This window comes from Methylobacterium sp. WL7, from assembly GCF_008040085.1.
Taxonomy (GTDB): Bacteria; Pseudomonadota; Alphaproteobacteria; order Rhizobiales; family Beijerinckiaceae; genus Methylobacterium; species Methylobacterium mesophilicum.
The window spans coordinates 1-23,889 of sequence record NZ_VRVG01000087.1 but is presented as its reverse complement, the minus strand read 5'-3'; the positions used below and the strand labels follow the sequence as shown (position 1 = coordinate 23,889).

General features: G+C 66.4%; 19 protein-coding genes. 8 read left to right on the top strand and 11 right to left on the bottom strand.

The genetic code is table 11. The annotated features are described in order from the left end of the window. Nucleotides 1–184: 184 nt before the first annotated feature. From FV233_RS19785 to rclC, 3 genes are all read right to left on the bottom strand, one after another. Entirely contained in the window at nt 185–1,021 is an 837-nt protein-coding gene (locus FV233_RS19785; RefSeq protein WP_147853705.1) for an alpha/beta hydrolase, read from the bottom strand. A gap of 29 nt (nt 1,022–1,050) precedes the next feature. Then, nucleotides 1,051–2,046 carry an MBL fold metallo-hydrolase gene (locus tag FV233_RS19780; protein WP_147853706.1) on the bottom strand — a complete coding sequence of 332 codons (996 nt, stop codon included), beginning with the start codon at nt 2,044–2,046 and terminating at the stop codon, nt 1,051–1,053. A 124-nt stretch (nt 2,047–2,170) separates the two neighbouring features. Then, nucleotides 2,171–2,806 (bottom strand): reactive chlorine resistance membrane protein RclC, encoded by a 636-nt coding sequence (gene rclC / locus FV233_RS19775; protein ID WP_281406470.1) that lies wholly within the window; start codon nt 2,804–2,806, stop codon nt 2,171–2,173. 230 nt (nt 2,807–3,036) lie between these two features. Here rclC and FV233_RS19770 point away from each other — a divergent pair, with 230 nt between their 5' ends. Then, nucleotides 3,037–3,996 carry an AraC family transcriptional regulator gene (locus FV233_RS19770; protein ID WP_246690037.1) on the top strand — a complete coding sequence of 320 codons (960 nt, stop codon included), beginning with the start codon at nt 3,037–3,039 and terminating at the stop codon, nt 3,994–3,996. Nucleotides 3,997–4,080: 84 nt separating this feature from the next. Further along, nucleotides 4,081–4,863: a glucose 1-dehydrogenase gene (locus FV233_RS19765; RefSeq protein ID WP_147853708.1), complete on the top strand. Its 783-nt coding sequence runs from the start codon at nt 4,081–4,083 to the stop codon at nt 4,861–4,863. A gap of 383 nt (nt 4,864–5,246) precedes the next feature. Here FV233_RS19765 and FV233_RS19760 read toward each other — a convergent pair whose 3' ends face one another. From FV233_RS19760 to FV233_RS19735, 6 genes are all read right to left on the bottom strand, one after another. Then, nucleotides 5,247–6,275 carry an alpha/beta fold hydrolase gene (locus tag FV233_RS19760; protein WP_147853907.1) on the bottom strand — a complete coding sequence of 343 codons (1,029 nt, stop codon included), beginning with the start codon at nt 6,273–6,275 and terminating at the stop codon, nt 5,247–5,249. Then, a complete protein-coding gene (locus FV233_RS19755; RefSeq protein WP_187277660.1) occupies nt 6,272–7,171 on the bottom strand; it encodes a fatty acid desaturase in 900 nt (299 codons plus the stop codon). Before FV233_RS19755 ends, FV233_RS19760 begins: the two co-directional genes overlap by 4 nt. 98 nt (nt 7,172–7,269) lie before the next feature. Continuing rightward, on the bottom strand, nt 7,270–8,919 hold the full coding sequence (locus tag FV233_RS19750; protein WP_147898510.1) for an ABC transporter ATP-binding protein: 1,650 nt from the start codon (nt 8,917–8,919) through the stop codon (nt 7,270–7,272). Next, on the bottom strand, nt 8,916–9,752 hold the full coding sequence (locus FV233_RS19745; protein ID WP_147853915.1) for an ABC transporter permease: 837 nt from the start codon (nt 9,750–9,752) through the stop codon (nt 8,916–8,918). The genes FV233_RS19750 and FV233_RS19745 overlap by 4 nt, the downstream gene beginning before the upstream one ends. Beyond that, the gene (locus tag FV233_RS19740) at nt 9,752–10,738 is read right to left on the bottom strand and encodes an ABC transporter permease (protein ID WP_147898509.1); all 987 of its coding nucleotides are present in this window, start codon (nt 10,736–10,738) and stop codon (nt 9,752–9,754) included. The genes FV233_RS19745 and FV233_RS19740 overlap by 1 nt, the downstream gene beginning before the upstream one ends. After that, the gene (locus FV233_RS19735; RefSeq protein ID WP_147898508.1) at nt 10,735–12,318 is read right to left on the bottom strand and encodes an ABC transporter substrate-binding protein; all 1,584 of its coding nucleotides are present in this window, start codon (nt 12,316–12,318) and stop codon (nt 10,735–10,737) included. Before FV233_RS19735 ends, FV233_RS19740 begins: the two co-directional genes overlap by 4 nt. A 249-nt stretch (nt 12,319–12,567) precedes the next feature. Here FV233_RS19735 and FV233_RS19730 point away from each other — a divergent pair, with 249 nt between their 5' ends. Continuing rightward, nucleotides 12,568–14,130, top strand: a complete 1,563-nt coding sequence (locus FV233_RS19730) for an ABC transporter substrate-binding protein (RefSeq protein WP_147898507.1) — start codon at nt 12,568–12,570, stop codon at nt 14,128–14,130. Nucleotides 14,131–14,138: 8 nt separating this feature from the next. Beyond that, nucleotides 14,139–15,704, top strand: a complete 1,566-nt coding sequence (locus FV233_RS19725; protein ID WP_187278170.1) for a GMC family oxidoreductase — start codon at nt 14,139–14,141, stop codon at nt 15,702–15,704. A gap of 516 nt (nt 15,705–16,220) precedes the next feature. Here FV233_RS19725 and FV233_RS19720 read toward each other — a convergent pair. Both FV233_RS19720 and FV233_RS19715 read right to left on the bottom strand, forming a co-directional pair. Then, nucleotides 16,221–16,595: a tautomerase family protein gene (locus FV233_RS19720; RefSeq protein ID WP_147853919.1), complete on the bottom strand. Its 375-nt coding sequence runs from the start codon at nt 16,593–16,595 to the stop codon at nt 16,221–16,223. Nucleotides 16,596–16,653: 58 nt separating this feature from the next. After that, the gene (locus tag FV233_RS19715) at nt 16,654–17,352 is read right to left on the bottom strand and encodes a glutathione S-transferase C-terminal domain-containing protein (RefSeq protein ID WP_147853920.1); all 699 of its coding nucleotides are present in this window, start codon (nt 17,350–17,352) and stop codon (nt 16,654–16,656) included. Nucleotides 17,353–17,467: 115 nt separating this feature from the next. Here FV233_RS19715 and FV233_RS19710 point away from each other — a divergent pair, with 115 nt between their 5' ends. The 4 genes from FV233_RS19710 to FV233_RS19695 all read left to right on the top strand — a co-directional run bounded on the left by FV233_RS19710 (nt 17,468) and on the right by FV233_RS19695 (nt 23,486). Further along, nucleotides 17,468–18,043, top strand: a complete 576-nt coding sequence (locus FV233_RS19710) for a TetR/AcrR family transcriptional regulator (RefSeq protein WP_147853921.1) — start codon at nt 17,468–17,470, stop codon at nt 18,041–18,043. A 342-nt stretch (nt 18,044–18,385) separates the two neighbouring features. Next, nucleotides 18,386–20,539, top strand: coding sequence for a hydantoinase/oxoprolinase family protein (locus tag FV233_RS19705; RefSeq protein WP_147853922.1), 2,154 nt, complete (start codon nt 18,386–18,388; stop codon nt 20,537–20,539). Nucleotides 20,540–20,580: 41 nt separating this feature from the next. Next, the gene (locus tag FV233_RS19700) at nt 20,581–22,914 is read left to right on the top strand and encodes a hydantoinase B/oxoprolinase family protein (protein WP_147898505.1); all 2,334 of its coding nucleotides are present in this window, start codon (nt 20,581–20,583) and stop codon (nt 22,912–22,914) included. 62 nt (nt 22,915–22,976) lie between these two features. Beyond that, complete coding sequence (locus FV233_RS19695; RefSeq protein ID WP_147898504.1) at nt 22,977–23,486, top strand: acetone carboxylase subunit gamma; 510 nt, start codon at nt 22,977–22,979, stop codon at nt 23,484–23,486. The last annotated feature ends 403 nt before the right edge of the window (nt 23,487–23,889 follow it).

Here is a 23,889-nt window from a genome sequence, read left to right as displayed (position 1 = left end):
GGAGGGTTTAGGGCGACGATAACATGGGGGCTCGGCAGGACCGTGGGGAAGTCACTAAGCCAGGCAGTAGCGATCACAGAGTTGGATCAAGCTACCCGCAAGCGGCCCCTTTGAATTTCGGAGAAGGATGGCAAGCGGAAGTCGGCACGAAGTCCGGAAGCAGACCTTCGGCCCCGCGCCCACCTCACGCCCTTACGAAGGCGAGTAGGTCGGCGTTGAGCACGTCCGCATTGATCGTCAGCATGCCATGGCCATAGCCGGGATAAGTCTTCAGCGTGCCATTGCGCAGCAGCTTGACCGACTTCGGCGCCGCCGCGACGATCGGCACGATCTGATCGTCCTCGCCGTGCAGCACCAGCGTCGGAACGCCGATCGCCTTCAAATCCTCTGTCTGATCGGTCTCTGAGAACGCCTTAATACCTTCGTACTGCGCCAGGGCAGAGCCCATCATGGCTTGCCGCCACCAGTTCCGGACCACACCCTGCTGGACCTGAGCGCCGTCGCGGTTGAAGCCGTAGAACGGTCCCGATGGGACGTCGAGGAAGAACACGGCGCGGTTGCCCGCGAGCGCTTGGCGGAAGCCGTCGAATACTTCGATCGGCAGTCCTTCCGGGTTCGCTGCGGTCTTCAGCATCAATGGGGGCACGGCGCTCACCAGCGCCGCCTTGGCCACGCGACCCTGAGGCTCGCCGTATCGCGCGACGTAGCGTGTGGCCTCGCCGCCGCCAGTGGAGTGGCCGATGTGGATGGCGTTCCTAAGATCGAGATGCTCGACCACAGCGGCGGCGTCGGCCGCGTAGTGGTCCATGTCGTGCCCGTCCGACACTTGTGCCGAGCGGCCGTGGCCGCGGCGGTCGTGGGCAACGACACGGTAGCCGTGCTTGAGGAAGAACAACATCTGCGTGTCCCAGTCGTCCGACGAGAGCGGCCAGCCGTGGTGGAACATGATCGGCTGCGCATCCCTCGGACCCCAGTCCTTATAGTAGATCTCGACGCCGTCCTGGGTTGTGATTGTGGCCATGATGCTTCTCCTCAATCCAAAACTGCGTCTCAAATTCCTTCATAGACCAGACGGGTGAAGAGCGCTGGACTGATGACGGACCGGTACCATTTCGCGTCGTGCGCCGCGGTCGGGCGGGCAGCGACAGTCGCCTCTAAGGATAGGCCTCGCCTCTTCAAGCCGGCGACGTTCGCACGCACGTCCACCAACATGTCATGGAAGTCGCGCAGCTGTGCGCGAGTACCGACCGGCGCTCCATGGCCAGGGATGACGATAGTCTGATCTGTCGTCGCGGCTATGTTCGCTTCAGCTGCGGCGATCGTCCCGTCGATGTTGCCACCCGTGGAGTAATCGATGAACGGGTAGATGCCGTTCCAGAACGTGTCGCCAGTGTGCAGGATGTCGGCCTCGACGAAGCGGACGGAGATATCGCTGTCCGTGTGGGCGGAGCCGTAATGCTTCAGCATCAGCGTGCTGCCGTTCAGCTTGGTCTCGTGCTCGGACGAAAACACCTGCGTCGGCAGCGCGTTGGGTGGTGCCGCGGGGAAGTCGTGGTCCCAGTCGTCCACGCGCTGCGCGGCCGCGAGGTGCTTGCGGGTCTTCTCGTGGGCGAGGATCTCCGCCCCTTCCGCGTTCAGCCAAGCGTTGCCGTCCGCGTGATCGAAGTGCCAATGTGTGTTGATGAGATGGGTGATCGGCGCGTCGCCGAGGTCGTTCAGCGCCGTCAGCATCTGGGCGCGCGACACGCCGATCCCGGCGTCCACCAGCAGCTTCCCGTCCGGCCCGGTCAGAACCGCGACGTTGCCGCCAGACCCCTCCAGCACGGCGACACCCCCGCGCAGCCTATGGACCGTGATCGGCGAGCGGGTGGCCTCGAACATAATCGTGTCCACAATGCCGCGCGCCTGTGCGAACGCGGAGCGGGGTGAGAGCCAGCCGCTCGCCGTCGGCAGAGCAGATGCGGACAGACAGCAGAGGCAGAAGCCGCGGCGTGATAGGGAGAACGATTGTCTCGCGACGCCGGATGCAGGTTCACGGGCGGTCATAGTCTGTGCTCCGAAGATCAGGTTGTCGGGGGCCTCACATCAGGCAGTCCTTCCGCTCCGAAGAGCTTCCGCACTGCTTCGCATCGCCAAAGCGAGCGCCGCGCATGAGCGGCGCTCGCGGGTCCTAGGTCCGGGATGCGGTCGCGAGGGGAGCGCCCAGGCCGGCACGATCCGCCGAGGTCTGAGCCGTGTGTTCGAGTACGGCGCGGGCCCCGTCGGCCACCACGAGCCAAGCGCCAGCCATCAGAACGATGTCCTTCAGCACGAGGCGCCCCCCGCCGGACAGGTACGGGAAGCCGTGCTGCGCATCGCCCAGCGCCGCCACCCAGGCTTCGGGCGTCGTCACCAGGAACGACAACGTGACCACCGGCGTCAGGAAGGCGAGCACCGCGCCCACGAGACCCCAGCGGCGCGAGACCAGCCCGACGAGGACCAGAAGGCCGATGGCGATCTCGACGGTCCCGAGGCCGTTCGAGAACGCGTAGGTGTCGTTCGCCGCCTGCCAAGCGCGCTCGGCGAGCTTGAGTTCGCCCTCGTGAGTGAGGTGCTGCGCGTACTGGTCGGGGTGTTTGTAGAAGAACGACATCAACGGGCTGTTGGCCACGAACGGGGTGATGCTGTCGGCCTCGTAGGGAGCGAACTTCAACCCCCCGATCCAGATGAAGATGGTGGCGATGGCGACCCGCACGGCGTCCAGGCCGATGCGGTTGGATCTTTGCCCCGAGACGATGCCGAGGACCTGACGGATCTGCGTGTTCATGACGAGGCTCCTTGGTTCAAAAGGTCGGATGCTTGCCAAATCGGAGGTGTTCGACCCTCATGGACGCGGGTCGGGTGCTGCCGGTCACGGTCTGGATCGGGTGCGGACACGACCGCCTGCTTCGATGCCGCAAAGATGATCTCTGGCGCCGAGTCTCGCGATGCCGGCCCGGCGCAGGATCATGACCGCGCGGATCAAGCGCGCCGCGGAGGAGCGTCATGGCGGACAGGATGACGGATGACATCCTGAGCGGGCTCGCGCCGCTCCTGCGCGTGCGCCCCGTGCTCGATGATGTGTGCCGCCTGGGCGGGGCCTGGACGTCCCCGCACGAACCCGAGCCGAACGGCCACGCCTACTTCCACATCGTCACGCAGGGCTGCGCGCTGCTCGACCGCCACGGGACCGGCGTGCTGCGGCTCGAAGCGGGTGACGTCCTGCTTCTGCCGCACGGCGACGCTCACACCACGCGCGCGGTTGAGAGTGCCGGGCATGCGCAGTCCGTGACCACGGTCCGGCGGATCGGCGAATTGCGGCTGAAGACGACCGTTGGGGTCGAGCCAGATGTCGAGCTGGTCTGCGGCCGGCTGAGCTTCGAAGGTGCGCCCCAGAGCCTGATCTTGGCGGCGCTGCCCGACACGATCGTGCTGCGGGTCGGCCTGCAGCCTCTGGCCAGCCGATACAGCCCCCTCGTCGCCGGCATCCGCTCGGAGCTGACCGATATCCGCCCCGGATCGATCGCCATCGCGAGCGATCTCGCTAGCGCGCTGTTCATCATGCTGCTGCGCGCCCACCTCGAAGCCTCCGCGTCGGCCGAGGGCCTGCTCCGGCTCATCGGGCAGCGCGTGACGGCGCAGGCGGTGCTCGCGATGGTGCGCGATCCTGTGCGCGCCTGGACGCTGGACGAGCTGGCCTCGATCGCCGCCGCCTCACGGGCGAGCCTGGTGCGCGCCTTCCGCAAGGCGGTGGACATGGCGCCGCTGGAGTTCCTCGCCGACCTGCGGCTCGGGCTAGCCCGCCACCGCCTGCGGACAGACACCAGCTCGCTCGACCAGATCGCGGTCGACGTGGGCTACCAGTCCCAAGCCGCGCTCAGCCGCGCGTTCTTGCGCAAGTACGGTGTCCGTCCGGGCAGCCTGCGTCGGGATGCGGGCGCGCGGATCACGCAGGCGGACAGCTCACAGGCCGGTTGATCCGGCCGGTCATCGGATCGCGCCGCGCCGGCATCAAAGGGCGATGCCGCCCCGGCTACCTTCCCCGCATCGGAGGAGGCAGACATGACCGCGATCAAGCGCAACGACAGGTTCAGGAACCAAGTGGTGGTCGTCACCGGCGGCACGAGTGGGATCGGGCTCGCAACCGCCACGGCGTTCGCGGCGGAGGGAGCTTCGGTGTACATCACCGGCCGGCGCCAAGACGCACTCGACGCCGCGGTCGCGGTAATCGGCGGCGAGGCGACCAAGGGCGAAGTGACGGGCGTGCAGGCCGACATGAGCCGGCTCGCCGACATCGATCGGCTCTACGAGACGGTCCGCCAGAACCACGGGCAGATCGACGTCGTCTTCGCCAATGCCGGCGGGGGCAGTTTCGCCCCGCTCGGGGCGATCGACGAGGCGCACTTCGACACGATCTTCGCGACCAACGTGAAGGGCGTGCTGTTCACGGTCCAGAAGGCGCTCCCGCTGCTACGCGATGGCGCGTCCGTCGTTCTCACAGGTTCGACCACCGGCTCGGCCGGCACGCCCGCCTTCAGTGTCTACAGCGCGACCAAGGCGGCGGTACGCAACTTCGCGCGCAGTTGGATCCTGGACCTCAAGGACAGGCACATCCGGGTCAACGTCGTAAGCCCCGGCGTGACCGACACGGCCGGGCTGACCGAGCTGTTCGGTAGCGGCGATCAAGCCGAGACGGTGAAGACGGGGATGCTCGCGAGCATCCCCTCGGGTCGGATCGGCCGACCGGAGGACGTCGCCGCGGCCGTCCTGTTTCTGGCCTCGGACGCTTCCAGCTTCATCAACGGCGTCGAGCTGTTCGTCGATGGCGGGATGGTTCAAATCTGATCTGGTGCCACCGGCTGTGGACGCAGAAGGCCAAGCTCGGTCACTCAGGAACAATGAGACAGCCAGTGAGCGGACGTTTTGAAGGCCTGCAATGGGTCGAGAGCTACCGTTGGGTCGCCGCCCGAAAGCCGACGTTCGGCTTTGCGCCCATCTCAGTCATTCAGGCAGATCAGGCCGCTCCTCCAGAGCCGACATTCAGCGCGACGGCTGTTTCGCTCAGCGATTCGCGTAAGGGCACGCTACGGATCGAGGCGCACCGCGATAGTCCGCAGCCGTGTGCGACCCAGTGTGCGACCGAGCGTGCGACTTGGGAAAGTCCGCTCCCAGGCTGACGAGAGGAGCGGCCTATAGTTGGATTGGGTAGTTTTGGGCCCGTCCGGCACTCATATGACTTCGGATGATCCGAGGAACGCACGTACCGTGTCGCGGAGAAAAGCCGCATCGGCCGGATTGGTCGACGGATTGCCCGCGCGGTGGCCCCAGATGCTGGGGATCGGCCGCAGGATGGCATCCCGGAGGTGGGGCAGCTCGGCCGCGTTGTCGGCGACGCGGAAGTAGAGGTCGGTCTCCCCGGGCATCAGCAGCAGCCGGGCCGTGATCGCGCCGAGCGCCCGCGCCAGATCGCCGTCGAAGCCTGGGTTGCGGCTGATGTCGCCCGCGTCCCAAGTGCGGAGCTGTGCGTAGAGGTCGGCCGCCGGGCGCCGGGCGAAGCGTTCCTCCCAGTCGGTGCGCAGGAAGGTGTCGAGGTCCGGCGCGCCGAGCGCGGTCCGGTGCAGGTCCGCCCGGTAGAAGTCCTGGCTGAGCGCCCAGCCGGCGTAGATGCGCCCGAAGGCCCGCAGCGAAGCGACGGGCTCGGCCGAGAAGCGGCCGGCGCCACGATACTCGGGCGCGGCCTCCAGCACCGCCATGAGGCCCTTCAGGAACACGCTGTTGTGGGTGGCGGTGCGGGCGCTGCCGCAGGTGATCACCGCCCGGGCGACCTGCTCGGGGAACAGGGCCGCCCAATGGTAGGCTTGCTGAGCGCCCATCGACCAGCCGTAGACGGCGTGCAGCCGCGCGATCCCCCAGATCTCGGTGATGAGGCGGCGCTGGGCGTGGACGTTGTCCCAGGCGGTGACGAGGCCGGGCCAGTCCGGCGTGTTCGATGGGCTCGATGACAGCCCGTTGCCGAACATGTCCGGGATGACGATGAACCACCGCTCCGGATCGAGCACGCCATCCGGGCCGATCAGCCATTCGAGGTCGGGATGCTGGGCCGCGTAGCTCGTCGGATAGAGCACGACGTTGTCGCGCCCAGGCGAGAGAGTCCCGTGCGTCTTCCAGCGCAGATGCGCGCCCGGCAGCACGGCGCCCGACTGAAGCGGCAGGTCCCCGAGTTCGAAGGTTCCGGTAGCCGTCGGCCATCCGGTCACGGGCGCAACGTCCGGACGAAGCCGACATGCCACTTGGCGTAGCCGCGCTGCAGCACGACGAGGCGCTCGCGCATCGCCGCGTGGGCGTCCGGAAGGCGGTGGAACGGGATCGACGGATAGAGGTGGTGCTCGGTGTGGAACGGCATGTTCCACATGAGCAGACGCATCAGGCCGTTGGTCAAGGTCGTGCGGGTGTTGGTCAGGCCGTTGTCGTCCATGGTGCAGAGCGTGTGCTCGGTGAGCAGGTAGAGCCGCAGGAACGGCTGCCCGAGGAGTTGCGGCCCGATCCAGAACACCAGGGGCGCCCACCAGCCGATCAGCACCATACCGAGAACCGAGACGCCGAGCAGGACGGCGCACATCAGTCTGAGCGACCGGATGATGCGCGGCGCGGCGCGCTCCGTGATGAAGGGGTAGGCCGAGAGGTCGCCGCGCAGGCCGGCCCAGGCCACCTGGAGACGGGTGCGCCAGTAGGGCAGCGCCATCACGCGCCAGACATAGGCGTCGAGGGTGGAGGGAGGCAGCAACGCGAGTTCGGGATCGTGCTCGGGATCCTGCGTGTGGCGGTGATGGGCGAGGTGGAAGGCCGTGTAGAAGTGCCAGTTCAGGAGCGACGGGCAAGCGACCAGCCAGCCGACGACGGCGTTGGCCCGGCGCGAGCGGAACGCGGTCAGGTGGATGGTCTCGTGGATCGGCGCGAACAGCGCCGATTGCACGATGCCGAGCAGCATCATGGCGGGCAGCAGCGTCCACGGTCCGGAGCGCCAGACCAGCCAGCCGGAGCCGGCCAACATCAGGACATGCGCGCCGAGGCGCACCGCACCGCGCAGGTCCGAGCGCTGCGACAGCGCCTTCACCTCCGCGCCCGTCAGAATTCGTCCGCTCGCCGAAGCCATGGATCTCCCCGAGAGTTGCAGGCGCCTCGAAAAACACACGGTCGCTGCATCATCCGTGCCGGTGCCGCCGGCCATCGTCGCCGAACCGGCATACGCGCTCAGGCGGTCAGCGCCTCGGGCGCCGACGCGTCGAGACCGCCGAACAGGCGGCGGCCCGGCATCGCGGCCACGAGGCCGCGTGTGTAGGGGTGCTCGGGCGCGGCGAAGATCACGGCGGCCGGTCCCGTCTCGACGATCCGGCCCTGCTGCATCACCGCGACCCGGTCGGCGATCCGGGCGGCGATGCGCAGGTCGTGGGTGATGAACAGCATTGCGAGATTGTACTCGGCGCGGAGCTCCGCCAGCAGGTCGAGCACGCGGGCCTGCACGGAGACGTCGAGCGCCGAGACCGCCTCGTCGGCCACGAGGACGCGCGGCTTGAGCGCCAGCGCCCGGGCGATGCAGATGCGCTGGCGCTGGCCGCCGGAGAACTCGTGCGGGAAGCGCTCGGCCGCGCCGGCTTTCAGGCCGACCCGGTCGAGCAGCGCCCGCGCCTCGGCGACGGCCTCGGCTTTCGGCACGCCGTAGGCCATCGGGCCGCGGGCGATCGCCTCGCCGACCCTCTGGCGCGGGTTCAGCGCCGCGAACGGGTCCTGGAACACGATCTGGATGCGGCGGCGTGCGACCCGGAGCGCCTCGCCCCGCAGGGCCAGGAGATCCTGGCCCCCGAAGCGGACCCGGCCCGAATCCGGCTCGGCCAGACGCAGGATCATCTGCCCCAGGGTCGACTTGCCCGACCCCGATTCGCCCACCACCGCCACCGTCTCGCCGGCCGACAGCGTGAGGGAGATCCCGTCCGCGGCGACCACGCGCCGGGCCGGACGGAACCACCCCTGCCGCGTGATGAAGGTCTTGGAGAGCGCCTCGATCTCGAGCAGCGGCGGCGACGCCGCATTCGTCCTGCGCGCCGGGCGGCCGCTGCCATGCGGCACCGCGGCGATCAGTGCCCGGGTGTAGGGGTCGCGAGGCGCGGTCAGGACCGCTTCGGCGCTGCCCTGCTCGACGACCCGGCCGTCGCGCATCACCACGACGCGGTCGGCCATCTCGGCGACCACGCCGAAATCGTGCGTGATCAGCAGGACGCCCATCTGGCGCTCGCTCTGGAGGCGGCGGATCAGCGTGAGGATTTGAGCCTGCGTGGTCACGTCGAGGGCGGTGGTCGGCTCGTCGGCCACCAGCAGCGCCGGATTGTTGGCCATGGCGATGGCGATCATCACCCGCTGGCGCTGGCCGCCCGACAGCGCGAACGGAAAGCTGGCCCGGATCCGCGCCGGGTCCGGCAGGCCGACATCCTGGATCAGCGCGCCGACCCGCGCTCCGACCGCGGCGCGCGGCGTTTCCGGCGCATGGGCCCGTATGGCCTCGGCGATCTGCTCGCCGATACACTTCAGCGGGTTCAGCGCGCTGAGCGGCTCTTGAAAGATCATCGCGGCCTCGCGTCCGCGGATGGCGCGCATCTCCGCCTCGGACGCGGTGGCGATGTCGCGACCGCGCAGCGCGACCGCGCCGCCGGCGACCGTCACCCCCGGCGGCAGCAGGCCCAGGATCGCATGGGCGATCATCGACTTGCCCGACCCCGACTCGCCCACGAGGCAGACGATCTCGTTGGCGCCCACCGTGATCGAGACGTCGCTCACCGCCTGGGCCCGGTCGGCGCCCCGCGGCAGGCTGATGGAGAGGTCCGTGATCGTGAGGACCGGCCGGCTCATGCGCCGCTCCGCCGGGCAAGCCGCGGGTTGAGCGCGTCGTTGAGCGCCTCGCCGACGAGGTTGATGGCGAGCACCGTCACGAGGATCGCGGCGCCGGGGAAGACGCTCGTCCACCAGGCCTGCCGGATGACCGTGCGGGCGGCGCCGACCATGTAGCCCCAGGACATCAGGTTCGGATCGCCCAGACCGAGGAAGCTCAGCGCGCTCTCGATCAGGATCGCGGTGGCGACCGTGAGCGAGCCGGTGACGATGATCGGCGCCAGGGCGTTCGGTAGGATGTGGCGCAGGACCAGGGCCGCGGGGCGCTCGCCCTGGCAGGCGGCGGCCCGCACGAAGTCCCGGTTCTTCAACCGCAGGAACTCGCCGCGGGTCAGGCGTGCCAGCGGCGGCCAGCTGATCGCCGCGATCGCCAGGATCTCGTGAGCGAGCGACGGCCCCAGGGTCGCGACCAGCAGCACCGCCAGGATGAAGCCGGGGATCGTCTGGAACAGCTCGGCGATCCGCATCAGCACGGCGTCGACGAGGCCGCCGAACCATCCGGCCGTCGCCCCGATCGCCACGCCGACCAGCAGCGCTGCGAGCGTCGAGGCGAGGCCGATCGCCAGCGAGACCCGGGCGCCATGGGCGAGGCCGGCGGCGATGTCCCGGCCCATCGTGTCGGAGCCCAGGGGCAGATCGGGGCTGAGCGGCGGCTCGAAGGGCGCGCCGACCATCTCCCAGGGATCGACCGGGACGAGGAGCGGCGCGAAGATCGCCACCGCGACCACCGCAACGAGCAGCACGAGGCCGATCACCCCGCCGGGGTTGCGCAGGAACGCCCGGATGACCCCCATCACGCGGCCTTCGCGGAGGCGGCGATCCGCGGATCGATGAGCCGCGAGAGCAGGTCGGTCAGCATGTTGATGAGGATCACGAGCACGGACATCACGAGGAAGATCCCGAGCAGGACCGGATAGTCGCGCTGGCTGAGGGCCTCGAACACCAGCCGACCGAGGCCCGGCCAGGCGAACACCGTCTCGACCACCACCGAGCCGCCGACCAATGCGCCGGCCTGCATGCCGGCCACCGTCACCACCGGCAGGATCGCGTTGCGGATCATGTGGTCGCGGATCACGCGGCCGCGGGTGAGGCCCTTGGCCCGGGCGGTCTTCACGAAGTCCTGGGCGGCGACCTCGACGATCGAGGTCCGCATCAGGCGGGCGTAGACCGCCAGATAGACCGCGGCGAGCGACAGGACGGGCAGGATCAGGTGCGCCAGCACGTCGCCGACCTGCCCCAGCGGCGAGAACGTCGCGCCGACGCTGCGGTAGCCGAAGGCCGGCAGCCATTCGAGTTGGACCGAGAAGACCAGCACCAGCATCAGGCCGAGCCAGAAGACCGGCATGGCGTAGAGCACCAGCGCCACGAGGCCGATCAGGGTGTCGGACCACCGGCCCGCCCGCACCCCCGAGAGGGTGCCGAGCAGGATCCCGGACCCGAGCGCCAGGGCGAAGGCCGTGCCGGTGAGCAGCAGGGTCGCGGGCAGGCGCTCCAGGACGAGGCCGAGCACCGGCCGCTGCTGCCGGTAGGAATAGCCGAGGTCGAGCCGCAGGACCCGGCCCAGATAGGTCGCGAGTTGTACCGGGTAGGGCTTGTCGAGGCCGTATTCCGCCCGGAGCTGCCGGAGAAGCGTCTCGTCCGAGGCGCCGGACTGGCCCGCGATGACCTGGGCCGGATCGCCGGGCGCCGCGTGGACGAGGGCGAAGTTCACGCTGGCGATGACCAGGATCACCGCCAGCGTCCGCGCGATCCAGGCGGCCAGGGCGGCTATCGTCCTCATGCGCGATAGGCCCGGGCGAAGGTGTCGTTCACGCCGCTGCCCGTGACGACGAGATCCTTGATGCGCTTGTCGGTGAAGGTCGGGAAGTCGAGCTCCGTGAGCCATGCAACCGCCGCGTCCTCGACCAGGATCTTCTGGACCCGGCTGTAGAGCGTCTGCCGGGTGGCGTCGTCCCGCGCCACGGCAGCCTCCTCGAACAGCCTGTCGACGTCCGGGTTGCTGTATCCGGAGGTGTTCGAGAACAGGATGCCCTTGCGGATGTTCGTGGAGATGTAGGAGCGCGAGACGCCGAGAGCGGGATCCCCGTACTGGTAGGTCCAGGGCGCGGAGATCTCGAACTCCCAGTTGCCGCATCGCGCCGCCCAGCCGCCGACGTCGATGCCTTCCAGTACGATGTCGATCCCGACCTTGCCGAGGGACTGGCGCACGTACTCGGCCACCCGCTGCCACAGCTCGCCGTAGGGCGGCACCAGGTATTTCAGGCTCACACGCTTGCCGCCCGCGCCGGGCTTCAGCCCCATCTCGTCGAGGAGCGCCATCGCCTTCGCGGGGGCGTACGCGTAGGTCTTCACGTCCGGCTCGTAGAACCGCGTCTTCGAGGAGACCGGGCCGGTGGCGACCTTTCCGAGGCCGAAGAAGACGCGCTTGCGCAGGGCCTCCCGGTCGATGGCGTAGAGCACCGCCTGCCGGAAGCGCCGGTCGTTCATCGGCGCGATGCGCGTGTTCATCTCCAGCCAGAGATGGGGGGCGTAGAACTCGTAGCCCTTCGTGGTCATGTCGAGGTTCGGGAGCGCCTTGAGGCGCGGCACGTCGAAGGCCTCGACGTCGTTCCACTGGGTCAGCTGGATCGTGCCGCTCTCCAGGGCGACGGCCCGGGAGGCCGCGTCCGGAATGACGCGGTAGTAGATCTCGTCGAGATAGGGTTCACCTTTGCGGTAATAGCCCTCGTGACGCACGAGGTGGATGTGGGATCCCTTGACCCATTCCTTGAGCTTGAACGGGCCGGTGCCGATCGCCCGGGCGTTGTTCGGGTTCTGCCGCAGGTCGGTGTTCTCGTAGAGCGCCTTGGAGATGATCGGCGCGGTCGTGGCGTCGAAAGCGTGCAGGAAGGGCGCGAACGGCTCCTTCAGCTTGAACACCACGGTGAGCGGGTCCGGCGCTTCGGCGGACGCAAGGCGCGAGAACGTGCCGCGCGCCCGCGCATGGGCCTCCATCAGCGCCTTCGTGACCGAGAACACCACGTCCTCCGAGGTCATCGGCGACCCGTCGTGGAAGGTGATCCCGGGAAACAGCTTGAACGTGTAGGTCAGGCCATCCGGGCTGCGCTCCCAGCTCTGGGCCATGCCGGGCTTCGGCGTCAGATCGAAATCGTAGGTGAGCAGGCTCTCGTAGATCTTGCCGCAGACCGTGAGCGTCGGGGCCTGCTGATTGAGCGCCGAGACCAGGATCGGCGGCTCGGGCTGGATCACGGTGTTGAGGACGCCGCCGCGGGTCTGGCCTGCAGCGCGCGTGATGCCGAAGGGGATCGGCCCCGCCGCACCTGCAGCGAGCACGAGCTTGGCGAAATCGCGTCGATTCATCCGGGACCTTTTCAAGCGGCTCGGATCGCCCCGGGGCGATCCGGCAATCCCCACGGCGAACTGGGGCCGTTCCAGCCGAATGCATCGAACAGGCCACTTCTGGTGGCGCGGATCCGGCAGCCCTCCAATTCTTGGGTGACGAGGCCCGCACGGTGCCCTCGCGGATCGCGCCGAACGACCCTGGATCGGCACGCCATCTTTTGCTGGTATCCGGCTTGCTTAGCCGGCCCGGACACAGGGTGAATACGCATGAGACGATTCTGGCTTCCCGGGCTGATCGCAGCCGCGGGTGCGCTCCTCGCGCCGGCACCGGCCGGTGCGGAAACGACGGTGCGGGCAGTACTCGAAGCCGAGGTCGTCACCCTCGATCCCTATTCCACCACGGCCTATATCACCCGGACCTTCGGCTTCATGGTCTACGACACGCTGTTCGCGCCGGACGCGAAGGGCGTGTTCAAGCCGCAGATGGTCGACACGTGGTCGGTGTCGGACGATCGCCTGACCTGGCGCTTCACCGTGCGCGACGGCCTGCGCTTCCATGACGGCACCCCCGTCCGGGCCGCCGACTGCGTCGCCTCGCTCAAGCGCTGGGCAGCCCGCAGCGCGCTCGGCGGCCGGCTCATGGACGTGGCGGCGGGGCTCGAATCCGCGGACGACAAAACCTTCGTGCTGACGCTGCGGGAGCCCTACGGCCTCGTGCTCGACACGCTCGGCACCACGTCGAGCCCGACGCCCTTCATCATGCCCGCCCGGCTCGCCGCGACGCCGGCCACGACGCAGCTCTCGGAGGTCATGGGGTCGGGTCCCTTCGTCTACGACCGCGCCGCGCACATCACCGGCGACCACATGCTGTTGCGCAAGAACGCCGATTACCGGCCGCGTCCGGAGCCGGCGGACTTCCTGGCCGGCGGCAAGGTCGTGAAGGTCGACGCCCTCGACATCCGCATCATCCCGGATGGTGCGACCGCCGTCGGCGCCCTCGGCGTGGGCGAGATCGATCTCATGCAGTACGCGCCGTTCGATCTGATCGAACAGATCGAGCGCAACAAGACCTTGGCGGTGATGAACTTCACCGGCCCGCACAGGTTCACGGGGCATTACCGCATCAATACGGCGGCCAAGCCCTTCGACGACCCGGCGATCCGGCGCGTGCTGCTGAGCCTCGTGGATCAGCGCGAGGTCCTGGACGGGTTCGGCCTGGATCCACGCTTCTCGCAGACCTGCGACGCCTTCTTCATCTGCGGCTCCCCCTACGAGACGCATGCCGGGACCGAGCCTCTGCGCGATCCGTCGGTGGCGGCGGCCCGAGCCGCCCTGAAGGCGACAGCCTACAAGGGCGAGCCCGTGATCGTGATGGCGGCCAACGATCTCGAGGCGGCGCGCGTCTCCTCGACGATCCTGGCCGACCGGCTGAAACAGGCCGGCTTCACCGTGGACCTCCAGGTCATGGATTGGGCGGCCCTGCTCGCGCGTCGCACCAAGAAGGCCGGGTGGAACGTCTTCGGCATTCACGCCCTCGGCCTCGACCTCAGCTCCCCGCTGACGAACTCGGCGATCAACTTCAATTGCAAGGATGCGGCGAGTTCCGGGTTCATGTGCGACCAGCGCATGGTCGGGCTGTTCGACCGGTTCTCCCGTGAGCCCGATCCGGACAAGCGGCGTGACATCGCGGGCGCGATTCAGTCCGTCATCTACGGCGAAGGCCTGGTCGTGCCCTTCGGCCAATTCGCGCAGCCGGCAGCCTACCGGACCACGCTCACCGGCCTGATCCCGTCCGCCATCCCGCTGTTCTGGAACGTTGAGAAGAAATGAGCGCAGCCCTGTACGATGTGGTCGTCGTCGGCGCCGGCTCCGCGGGGGCCGCGCTCGCCGCACGCCTCTCGGACGATCCGAAGCGACGCGTGCTCCTGCTGGAGGCGGGACGCGACTGGCGCACCGGCGAGGCCCCGCCGGCCTTGCGCTCGGCCAACATCGTGCCGTTCATGTACGACCCGGACCACCAGGCGGACTGGCAGTGGCCCGGGCTGATGAGCCGGCGAACCCGCGTCCAGGAGTCCCGCTTCTATTGGCGCGGGCGTGCGCTCGGCGGCAGCTCGACGGTGAACGCACAGATCGCGATCCGCGGCGTCCCGGCGGCCTTCGATGCCTGGGCGGAACAGGGCTGCACCGGCTGGTCGGCCAGCGACGTGCTGCCGCTCTTCGACCGGATCGAAGACGACGCCGAGTTCGGCACGGAAGCCGGCATCCGCCGTGGCGGTCCGCTCCCGGTCTACCGTGCGCCGCCGGAGGCCTGGGGCGCGGTGGATCTCGGGCTGCGGGACGCAGCGCTCGCTGTCGGCTATCCCTGGAAGGCGAATCTCAACGCTCCGGAGGGCGAAGGCGTCTCGTGCAATCCGATCAACAGTCGCGATGGGCGCCGCGTCACCACAAACGACGCCTATCTCGAGCCGGCACGCGGGCGGTCCAATCTCGAGATCCGCGGCGGCGCCCTCGTCGACCGCGTCCTGTTCGAAGGACGTCGCGCTGTCGGTCTCCGCGTCCGCTTCGGGACGGGGCCCTGGACCGAGATTCACGGCCACGAGATCGTCCTGTGCGCCGGCGCCATCCATAGCCCGGCGATCCTGATGCGCTCCGGGATCGGTCCGGCCGCGCAACTCCAGGCCCTCGGCATCCCCGTCCTTCAGGCGCACGAGGCGGTCGGCGGCCATTTCATGGATCACCCGATCCTGCGGGCGACGATGGACCTGCGGCCCGACCACCGGGCGTTCGGTCCGGACGCACGGCACACCAACTGCTGCGTGACGTATTCGAGCGGTCTCGCCGGCGGAGGCGAGCGCGACATGATCCTCGTCGCGTACAATCACCGGGGCCTGACGGGTCCGGAGCCGACCCCGCAAGGGGCTGTCGGCGTCGGGTTGTACGACGCGTTCTCACGCGGTGCGCTGCACCTCACGTCGGCCGATCCCGAGATCAATCCGGTCATCGAGGAGAACATGCTGGACGATCCGCGCGATCGCCTGCGCATGCGCGATGCGGTGCGACGCCTCGCGCGCCTGATGGCACAGCCGGCTCTGGCCGACCTCGCCACGGCGATCCGGTTCGGAGAAAGCCCGCTCGCGATCGGCGAGGCCGCGTGCCTCCCGGATTCCGAACTCGATGCCCTGATGCTCGCCGAAGCCGGCGATATCCAGCACGCGGCCGGCACCTGCCGCATGAGCGGATGGCAGGACGCATCCGGCGTCGTCGACCCGGATCTCAAGGTTCGCGCGGTGGGCGGACTGCGCGTCTGCGATGCGTCGATCATGCCCAGTGATTGCCGGGCCAACCTGCATTTCACCTGCGTGATGATCGGTGAACATCTCGCACGGCGCATGGATACGCAATAATCTGTAGATCTACTATGTGCCGGATCTCATTGTTCGCTGCAGTGCATCGCCCACTGGGAAAAGCCTGTAAGTCTTACGATCCGCTGCGGTCATGGCGAGGCTTGGGGATCATCGCATCGCCATGACCGCATTGAACCGCTTCGCGCGCCTATCGACCGCCGAACAAGGGCTGCTTCTTCTCAACTGGAACGCCGACAGCAGCCGGTCTCTTTCCCGCCAACTTCAGTCGTACGGAGCTTGCCCGCTCAATGTCCGCTTCCGGGCAGCGTCTTAGGGGCCCGGAACGACTGGGTTGGGTCGCAGACGCAACGTCCGCTTCTGAATGCGGCTCCCCGGTCGGATTGCGATCCTCACAGGGATCGTTCGGATAATATCCGCTTACGGAACCTGGCGCGGCGCAACAGCGATCCGCTGCCTACGACCCGTTGCAGGTGTCTCGACAGCCGTGGGCGCTTCTCCAAACCGGTCATTCGTCGGCGGTCCCGGGGCTTCAGATCGAGGTGACGTCGGACGTCGTCACCATGGCTGACCGTCACCGAACGACCAGTCCGCCTTGTCGACAAAGACCATGTTGATCATGATATCGTCAGGTCGGATCCCCAACTTCGATTTTAGTTCGTCGGCGACGAAACGATAGAAGGCGAACTTGGTGTCCGTCTCGTTGCCGACGGTGCTCGTCACCTGGATCAATATGAAGTCCGGCGACCGGCTAAAGCCAAGAAATTGAGGATCGTATATAAGATTGTCTGCGGTGTGCTCGCTGACCACCACAAAGCGGTCGCCATCGGGTGCTTCGAGGACATCGACGATGCCTCGATAGACGATGTCTGCCACGGCAGCGCGATACTCGGGGGACTTCCCCTGGATCAGATCGATACGTGCAAAAGGCATGATGACCTCCTCGGGCAGGATTGCGGTCGGACCCCGGCCGGGACCGACCGCTGGGCGCTCACGTCCGGTTGTCGATCTCCGGCACACCGCTGCTCCTGTCCGCATAGGCAGCGACGAAGGCCGGCCGAGACTGCCAGCGCTGCCAGAAGGCATCGAGATGCTCGAAGCGCTCATCGAGCGGAGTGGCGTTTACCGGGAACTTGGAGAACGCGATGGCCGTCGCCAATGTGATGTCCGAGAACGTCGGCTGATCGCCGCCCAGCAGCCACGCGCGGCCGTCGGCGAGATGCCGGTCGACGAGACCGGCATGCGCCAGTGCCACCTTGCGGGAATGCTCGCCCCAGGCCGGATTGCTGGTCAGTTCGAGCTTCGGGCCCAGACCCTGATGCAGCACATGGAATGCGGTAACGATGGGATAGAGGATGTGCACCCACACCCGGTTGTCCCACATCTGATCGAGGCCACGCTCGTGCGCCGTCTCGCCCATGATCTTGCGGCCTTCGAACGCGTCGTCGAGGTAGCGGGCGATGGCGGAGGTCTCGCTCAAGTAAGAGCCGTCGGCGAGCGCGAGGGTCGGTGTCTCGCCCCAAGCGTTCATCTTCAGGTGCTTCCAACCCCGCTGCTCGCCGACCGGTGACATGTCGTAGACCGTCTCATCGAAGTGCCCGGCGATGCCCTTCTCGTGCATGAAGATCCGCAGGCGCTGCGGGTTCGGGAAGGCCGAGGGTGAGGTGAAAAGCTTGAGCTTGTCGGACATCGTCGTCTCGCTTCCCTGAGGATTTTTGCCTGTCTGTCAGATGACAGGCAGCAAGCTAGGGCCGGCATCTTGTGCCGTCAACCCCTGTCTGCCATATGACAGGCGGAGGCTGAGAATGGCAGCGACGTTGAAGAGGGATGTGCGTGAGGCGATCCTCGTGGCAGCGAGGGAAGCCGCGATGGCCTATGGATATGGCGGCATCAACTTCCGCGATCTTGCGGAGGCCGTTGGCATCAAGGCCGCCAGCATCAACTACTACTTCGCCAACAAGGCCATCCTCGGCGAGGCCGTTGCGCGCCGCTATTGGGAAGACGTTGCCCGCGATCTTGAGGCTATTTCATCGGATGCGCAAAGCCCGATGGAAGCGCTGCGGCGATACCCCAGCATTTTTCGCCTCTCTCTGGAGCGCAACAATCGCATGTGCCTCAGCAGCTTCATGGCGACAGAGTATGACGCTTTGCCTGATCAGGTTCTGAAGGAGGTCCAGACCTTTGCAGACGTTAATACGGCCTGGCTTCGTGATCACCTAATTTCTGCAAAGACAGTTGATCCGAAGGACGGGGAGACGAGATCTCGCGCCATCTATGCTGCTGTAGCCGGAGCTCAGATCATCGCCCGAAGCCGTTCGGACATAAATCTGTTCGATTCGTTGATCGGTGGCTATCGAGAGGCGGGACTTCTGCCGAACTGATCAAAAACGCGCACGTAGACGAGGTCCGCTTCAAGGCATTGCAGACCATAAGCGGACAGGCAGAAATCCGCCCTATTAGGACATTTGTCCTCTTGCGCTATGTGTCGGCAATCCGATCGGCTTCCGTACATGAGCCGCCGCGGGCGCCAAATTTCAGCCCCGCGTCTGTCTTTCGGACGCCTGTCCGTGTTTCGGACGTTCGCGGACGCGGCAAGATGAGAGCGCGGTCGCGGTAAGATGATGTTCCCCTTAATAATTTGATACAGGCACTTTTGGCACGGATACTGCTGATTTCTGGATAGCTCGGCCCAACAGAGGCTGATGCGAAACAGGAGGAAGCCCGTGAATATTCAGGCACGGAACGCCAGGAGCGTACAGGTGCTCGGCATCGACGCCGGCGGTACGATGACGGACACATTCTTCGTCGATGCGGACGGCGACTTCGTCGTCGGAAAGGCCCAGAGCACCCCGCAGAACGAAGCGCTCGGACTCATCGCGTCGAGCGAGGACGGTCTAACCGCCTGGGGGCTTTCCCTCGACGAAGGGCTCCAGGGCCTTCAGACCGGCGTCTATTCCGGAACGGCCATGCTGAACCGGGTTGTCCAGCGCAAAGGGCTGCGCTGCGGCCTGATCGTCAATCGCGGGATGGAAGACTTCCACCGCATGGGCCGCGCGGTGCAGTCGCATCTCGGCTACGCCTACGAAGACCGGATCCACCTCAACACGCATCGCTACGATCCCCCCCTCGTCCCACGCCAGCTGACGCGCGGCGTGATCGAGCGGATCGACATGTTCGGAACGGTAGTGATCCCGCTGCGGGAGGACAGCGTCCGCGAGGCCGCCCAGGACCTGATCGCCGCCGGCGTCGAGGGCATCGCTATCAGCCTCCTACATTCCTACAAAAACCCCGACCACGAACGCCGGACGCGCGACATCGTCATCGAGGAAATCGCCAAGAGCGGCAACACGATCCCAGTTTTCGCCTCGGCGGATTACTATCCGGTCCGCAAAGAAACCCACCGGACCAACACGACCATCCTTGAGGGCTACGCCGCGGAGCCGTCGCGCCAAACTCTCAAGAAGATTTCCGATGCCTTCAAGGAACACGGCACCAAGTTCGACTTCCGCGTCATGGCGACCCACGGCGGTACCATTTCCTGGAAGGCCAAGGAGCTCGCCCGTACCATCGTCTCGGGGCCAATCGGCGGGGTGATCGGCGCCAAGTACCTCGGCGAGGTGCTGGGCTACAACAACATCGCCTGCTCCGACATCGGCGGCACCTCGTTCGACGTGGCGCTGATCACGCAGGGCGAACTGACGATCAAGAACGACCCGGACATGGCCCGGCTCGTCCTCTCGCTGCCCCTCGTCGCCATGGATTCGGTGGGCGCTGGCGCAGGATCCTTCATCCGCCTCGATCCCTACACCAAGGCGATCAAGCTTGGCCCGGACTCCGCCGGATACCGCGTCGGCGTATGCTGGAAGGAGAGCGGCATCGAGACTGTGACGATCTCCGACTGCCACATGGTGCTCGGCTATCTCAATCCCGACAATTTCCTGGGGGGAGCCATCACCCTTGATCGCCAGCGCTCGGTGGACGCCATCAAAATACAGCTGGCCGACCCGCTCGGGCTGTCGGTGGAAGACGCGGCGGCCGGCGTCATCGAACTGCTGGACTCCGACCTACGCGATTACCTGCGGGCGATGATCTCCGGCAAGGGCTACAGCCCACAGAGCTTCGTGTGCTTCTCCTATGGCGGGGCCGGGCCGGTCCACACATACGGCTATACCGAGGGCCTCGGCTTCGAGGACGTCATCGTGCCCGCTTGGGCGGCCGGCTTCTCCGCGTTCGGATGCGCCGCCGCCGACTTCGAGTACCGCTACGACAAGTCCCTCGACATCAACCTTGCGCCCGATGCCCCGGCCGAGCAGCGCGAACAGGCGTCGAAGACCCTCCAGTCCGCGTGGGAGGAACTCACCCACAACGTCCTCGAGGAGTTCAAGCTGAACGGCTACGACGCCGACCAAGTCAAACTGCAGCCCGGCTACCGGATGCAGTATCGCGGTCAGCTCAACGATCTCGAGATCGAGTCCCCATTGCCAGTGGTCGCGACGGCCGAGGATTGGGAACGCATCGTCGACGCATTCAACACCACTTACGGGCGTGTCTACGCCGCCTCCGCCCGCTCGCCCGAACTCGGCTTCTCGGTCACCGGCGCCATCATGCGGGGGAGCGTGCCCATTCCCAAGCCCAAGATCCCGAAGGAGCCGCTCGAGGGCGCAACTGCGCCATCTGACGCCTTCCTCGGCACGCGCAAGTTCTATCGCAAGAAGCGGTGGGTCGACGCCCAGCTCTACCGGATGGAGTCCCTGCGCCCGGGCAACCGCGTCACCGGGCCGGCCATCATCGAATCCGACGCCACGACCTTCGTTGTCCCGGACGGTTTCGAGACCTTCCTCGACGGGCACCGCCTCTTCCACCTCAAGGAAGTCTGATCGCAGCCCTTACTCAATCGATACGGACAAGGATCATCCTGATGAACGTCAATATTCGAGCACAGGCTGCCGAGGGCGCGTCCCGTGGGATCGTGCGCGGCGGCGAGACCCTGAAGCAGCACCGCGATCGCCTCATGGAGGCGACGAAGCGTACGAAGTGTTACGCCGGCCTCGAAAAGATGGACCTGCGCGACAGCCAGCCCATCCTGTACAACAAGCTGTTCTCGCGTCTGCGCGCCGGCGTCGTTGATGCCCGTGAGACAGCCAAGAAGATAGCCGCCTCGCCGATTGTCGAGCAGGAGGGCGAACTCTGCTTCACTCTCTACAACGCGGCGGGCGACTCGATCCTCACCTCCACCGGCATCATCATCCACGTCGGCACCATGGGCGCGGCGATCAAGTACATGATCGAGAACGACTGGGAATCGAACCCGGGCGTCAAGGACAAGGACATCTTTTGCAACAACGATTCCCTCATCGGCAACGTCCACCCGTGCGACATCCATACCATCGTACCGATTTTCTGGCAGGGTGAGCTGATCGGCTGGGTCGGCGGAGTCACGCACGTCATCGACACGGGCTCGGTCGGCCCCGGATCGATGTCGACGGGCCAGGTGCAGCGCTTCGGCGACGGCTACTCGATCACCTGCCGCAAGGTCGGCGCCGACGACACGCTGTTCCGCGACTGGCTGCACGAGAGCCAGCGCATGGTGCGCACCACCCGGTACTGGATGCTCGACGAGCGCACCCGGATCGCCGGCTGCCACATGATCCGCAAGCTGGTGGAGGAAGTCGTCGCCGAGGAAGGCATCGAGAACTACTGGAAGTTCGCTTACGAAGCCATCGAGCACGGCCGCCTCGGCCTGCAGGCCCGCATCAAGGCGATGACCATTCCAGGCATCTACCGGCAGGTCGGGTTCGTGGACGTGCCCTATGCGCACGAGGACGTCCGCGTCCCGTCGGACTTCGCCAAGCTCGATACGATCATGCACGCCCCGTCCGAGATCACGATCCGGGCCGACGGGACGTGGCGGCTCGACTTCGAAGGCGCGAGCCGCTGGGGCTGGCACACCTACAACGCCCACCAGGTCAGCTTTACCTCGGGCATATGGGTGATGATGACCCAGACGCTGATCCCGTCCGAGATGATCAACGACGGGGCGGCCTACGGCACCGAGTTCCGCTTGCCGAAGGGCACGTGGATGAACCCCAACGACCGGCGGGTCGCCTTCTCGTATGCCTGGCACTTCCTCGTCTCGGCCTGGACGCCGCTGTGGCGAGGCCTGTCACGGTCCTATTTCGGGCGGGGCTACCTCGAGGAGGTCAACGCCGGCAACGCCAACACGTCGAACTGGCTCCAGGGCGGCGGCTTCAACCAGTACGACGAGATCCACGCTGTCAACTCGTTCGAGTGCGCCGCCAACGGTACCGGGGCCACGGCGGTCCAGGACGGCCTGAGCCACGCGGCCGCCATCTGGAATCCGGAAGGCGACATGGGCGACATGGAAATCTGGGAACTCGCCGAGCCGCTCCTCTACCTCGGTCGCGAGATCAAGCCGAACTCGGGCGGCGCCGGCAAGTATCGGGGCGGCTGCGGCTTCGAGACCTTGCGCCTGGTCTGGAACGCCAAGGACTGGACGATGTTCTTCATGGGCAACGGCCACATGTCCTCGGATTGGGGTCTGATGGGCGGCTATCCTGCTGCGTCCGGTTATCGGTTCGCCGCCCATAAGACCGACCTGAAGGACCTCATCGCCAAGGGTGCGCCGCTGCCTCTGGGTGGCGACACCGATCCCGAGAACCCGCTCTGGGACAGCCTTCTCGGCAAGGACGCGGTGATCAAGCGCGACAAGCAGGCGATCACCACGGAGGAGATGTTCCACGATTACGACCTGTACCTCAACACGATGAAGGGCGGCCCCGGCTTCGGCGACCCCCTCGATCGCGAGCCGTTGAGCGTCGTCTCCGACATGAACGAAGGCTACCTCCTCGAACGCTTCGCCGCCCAGGTCCACGGCGTGGTGACGACGAAGGGCGCCGACGGAGTCTTCGCCCTGGACGAGGCCGCCACGCGCGCCATGCGCCAGGACATCCGCAAGGCGCGCATCGCCAAGTCCGTGCCGACCCGCGACTGGATGAAGGTCGAACGCGAGAAGATCCTCGCCAAGGACGCGGGCGACCACGTCAAGCAGATGTTCGCGGCGTCGTTCAAACTCGGGCCAAAGTTCCTGGCTGATTTCAAGTCGTTCTGGGACTTACCCGAAGACTGGCAGATCCTCGAAGAGGAAATCGGCATACCGCACTACGGCTCCCATTATCACATGGACGTCTCCGAGCTTCCGGACGTCAAGACCGTTCAGTTCGTCGAAGAATAGACCCGATCCCGCGCCCGCCCTCCGGCCGGCGCCCCTTCCTCCTGAGACCAACGAGGACACCCATGGCCTACACACGCGCCAAGATCGCCGACCTCATCGACGGCAAGATCGATCACGACACGCTCCACCAGATGCTCGCCTCGCCCAAGGATCCGGAACGGTTTTCGACCTATCTGGAGATCCTCCAGGAACGCGTGAACTGGGACGACCGCATCATCCTGCCGCTCGGACCGAAGCTCTACATCGTCCAACTGGGTACGACCAAGGAGTGGAAGGTTCGCTGCGAATGCGGCCACGATTTCTGCGGATGGAAAGAAAACTGGAAGCTCTTCGCGAAAATAAACATCCGCGACACGGCTGAAAAGCTCGAAAAGATCTATCCGCGCCTGATGGCCCAGACCCCGTCCTGGCAGGTTCTTCGAGAATATTACTGCCCGGAATGCGGCACCCTCCACGACGTCGAGGCGCCGACCCCCTGGTACCCGGTGATCCGTGATTTCGAACCGGACATCGACACGTTCTACAAGGAGTGGATCGGAATTCCGGTGCCGGAGCGCGCTGAAGCGGCCTGACGCGGATCGACACCGAGGGTGTCCCACGTCCCTCGGTCACGGCCAGTCCTACTCCGAGCGCGACGCGAGTTTCGATAGCGGCGCCGAGGTCCGCCTGGGCGCGACACGTTACATCCGCGGGCCGGGTCGGCGTCCCGCGGATGTCATCGTCATGATATCTATAAATCCCGATTGTCTAGCAACAATATTCTCTTCAGCGAGATCCGATCGAATGGAGTTTTCATCATGGCAACAAGAATGAAAGCTGCGATCTTCGTCGAAAAGGAGCGCATCGTCCTAGCACTACTTTGGCATTTTGACTTCAGGGTGGCAGATTGAGAACGGCGTCACAGTGCGGGCATCGCCGCGGTGGTGGCTGACTGAGGTGATCCAGGATGGCTTGGCGGATCGCCGGCATCGAGGG

Bases quoted from the DNA above. Each gene is read 5' to 3' on its own strand.
- FV233_RS19765 (WP_147853708.1), top strand. From the start codon at position 4,081: ATGACCGCGATCAAGCGCAACGACAGGTTCAGGAACCAAGTGGTGGTC.
- FV233_RS19780 (WP_147853706.1), bottom strand. From the start codon at position 2,046: ATGACCGCCCGTGAACCTGCATCCGGCGTCGCGAGACAATCGTTCTCC.
- FV233_RS19750 (WP_147898510.1), bottom strand. From the start codon at position 8,919: ATGAGCCGGCCGGTCCTCACGATCACGGACCTCTCCATCAGCCTGCCG.
- FV233_RS19735 (WP_147898508.1), bottom strand. From the start codon at position 12,318: ATGAATCGACGCGATTTCGCCAAGCTCGTGCTCGCTGCAGGTGCGGCG.
- FV233_RS19770 (WP_246690037.1), top strand. From the start codon at position 3,037: ATGACGGATGACATCCTGAGCGGGCTCGCGCCGCTCCTGCGCGTGCGC.
- FV233_RS19715 (WP_147853920.1), bottom strand. From the start codon at position 17,352: ATGTCCGACAAGCTCAAGCTTTTCACCTCACCCTCGGCCTTCCCGAAC.
- FV233_RS19730 (WP_147898507.1), top strand. From the start codon at position 12,568: ATGAGACGATTCTGGCTTCCCGGGCTGATCGCAGCCGCGGGTGCGCTC.
- rclC (WP_281406470.1), bottom strand. From the start codon at position 2,806: ATGAACACGCAGATCCGTCAGGTCCTCGGCATCGTCTCGGGGCAAAGA.
- FV233_RS19700 (WP_147898505.1), top strand. From the start codon at position 20,581: ATGAACGTCAATATTCGAGCACAGGCTGCCGAGGGCGCGTCCCGTGGG.
- FV233_RS19695 (WP_147898504.1), top strand. From the start codon at position 22,977: ATGGCCTACACACGCGCCAAGATCGCCGACCTCATCGACGGCAAGATC.
- FV233_RS19785 (WP_147853705.1), bottom strand. From the start codon at position 1,021: ATGGCCACAATCACAACCCAGGACGGCGTCGAGATCTACTATAAGGAC.
- FV233_RS19710 (WP_147853921.1), top strand. From the start codon at position 17,468: ATGGCAGCGACGTTGAAGAGGGATGTGCGTGAGGCGATCCTCGTGGCA.
- FV233_RS19745 (WP_147853915.1), bottom strand. From the start codon at position 9,752: ATGGGGGTCATCCGGGCGTTCCTGCGCAACCCCGGCGGGGTGATCGGC.
- FV233_RS19720 (WP_147853919.1), bottom strand. From the start codon at position 16,595: ATGCCTTTTGCACGTATCGATCTGATCCAGGGGAAGTCCCCCGAGTAT.
- FV233_RS19755 (WP_187277660.1), bottom strand. From the start codon at position 7,171: ATGGCTTCGGCGAGCGGACGAATTCTGACGGGCGCGGAGGTGAAGGCG.
- FV233_RS19740 (WP_147898509.1), bottom strand. From the start codon at position 10,738: ATGAGGACGATAGCCGCCCTGGCCGCCTGGATCGCGCGGACGCTGGCG.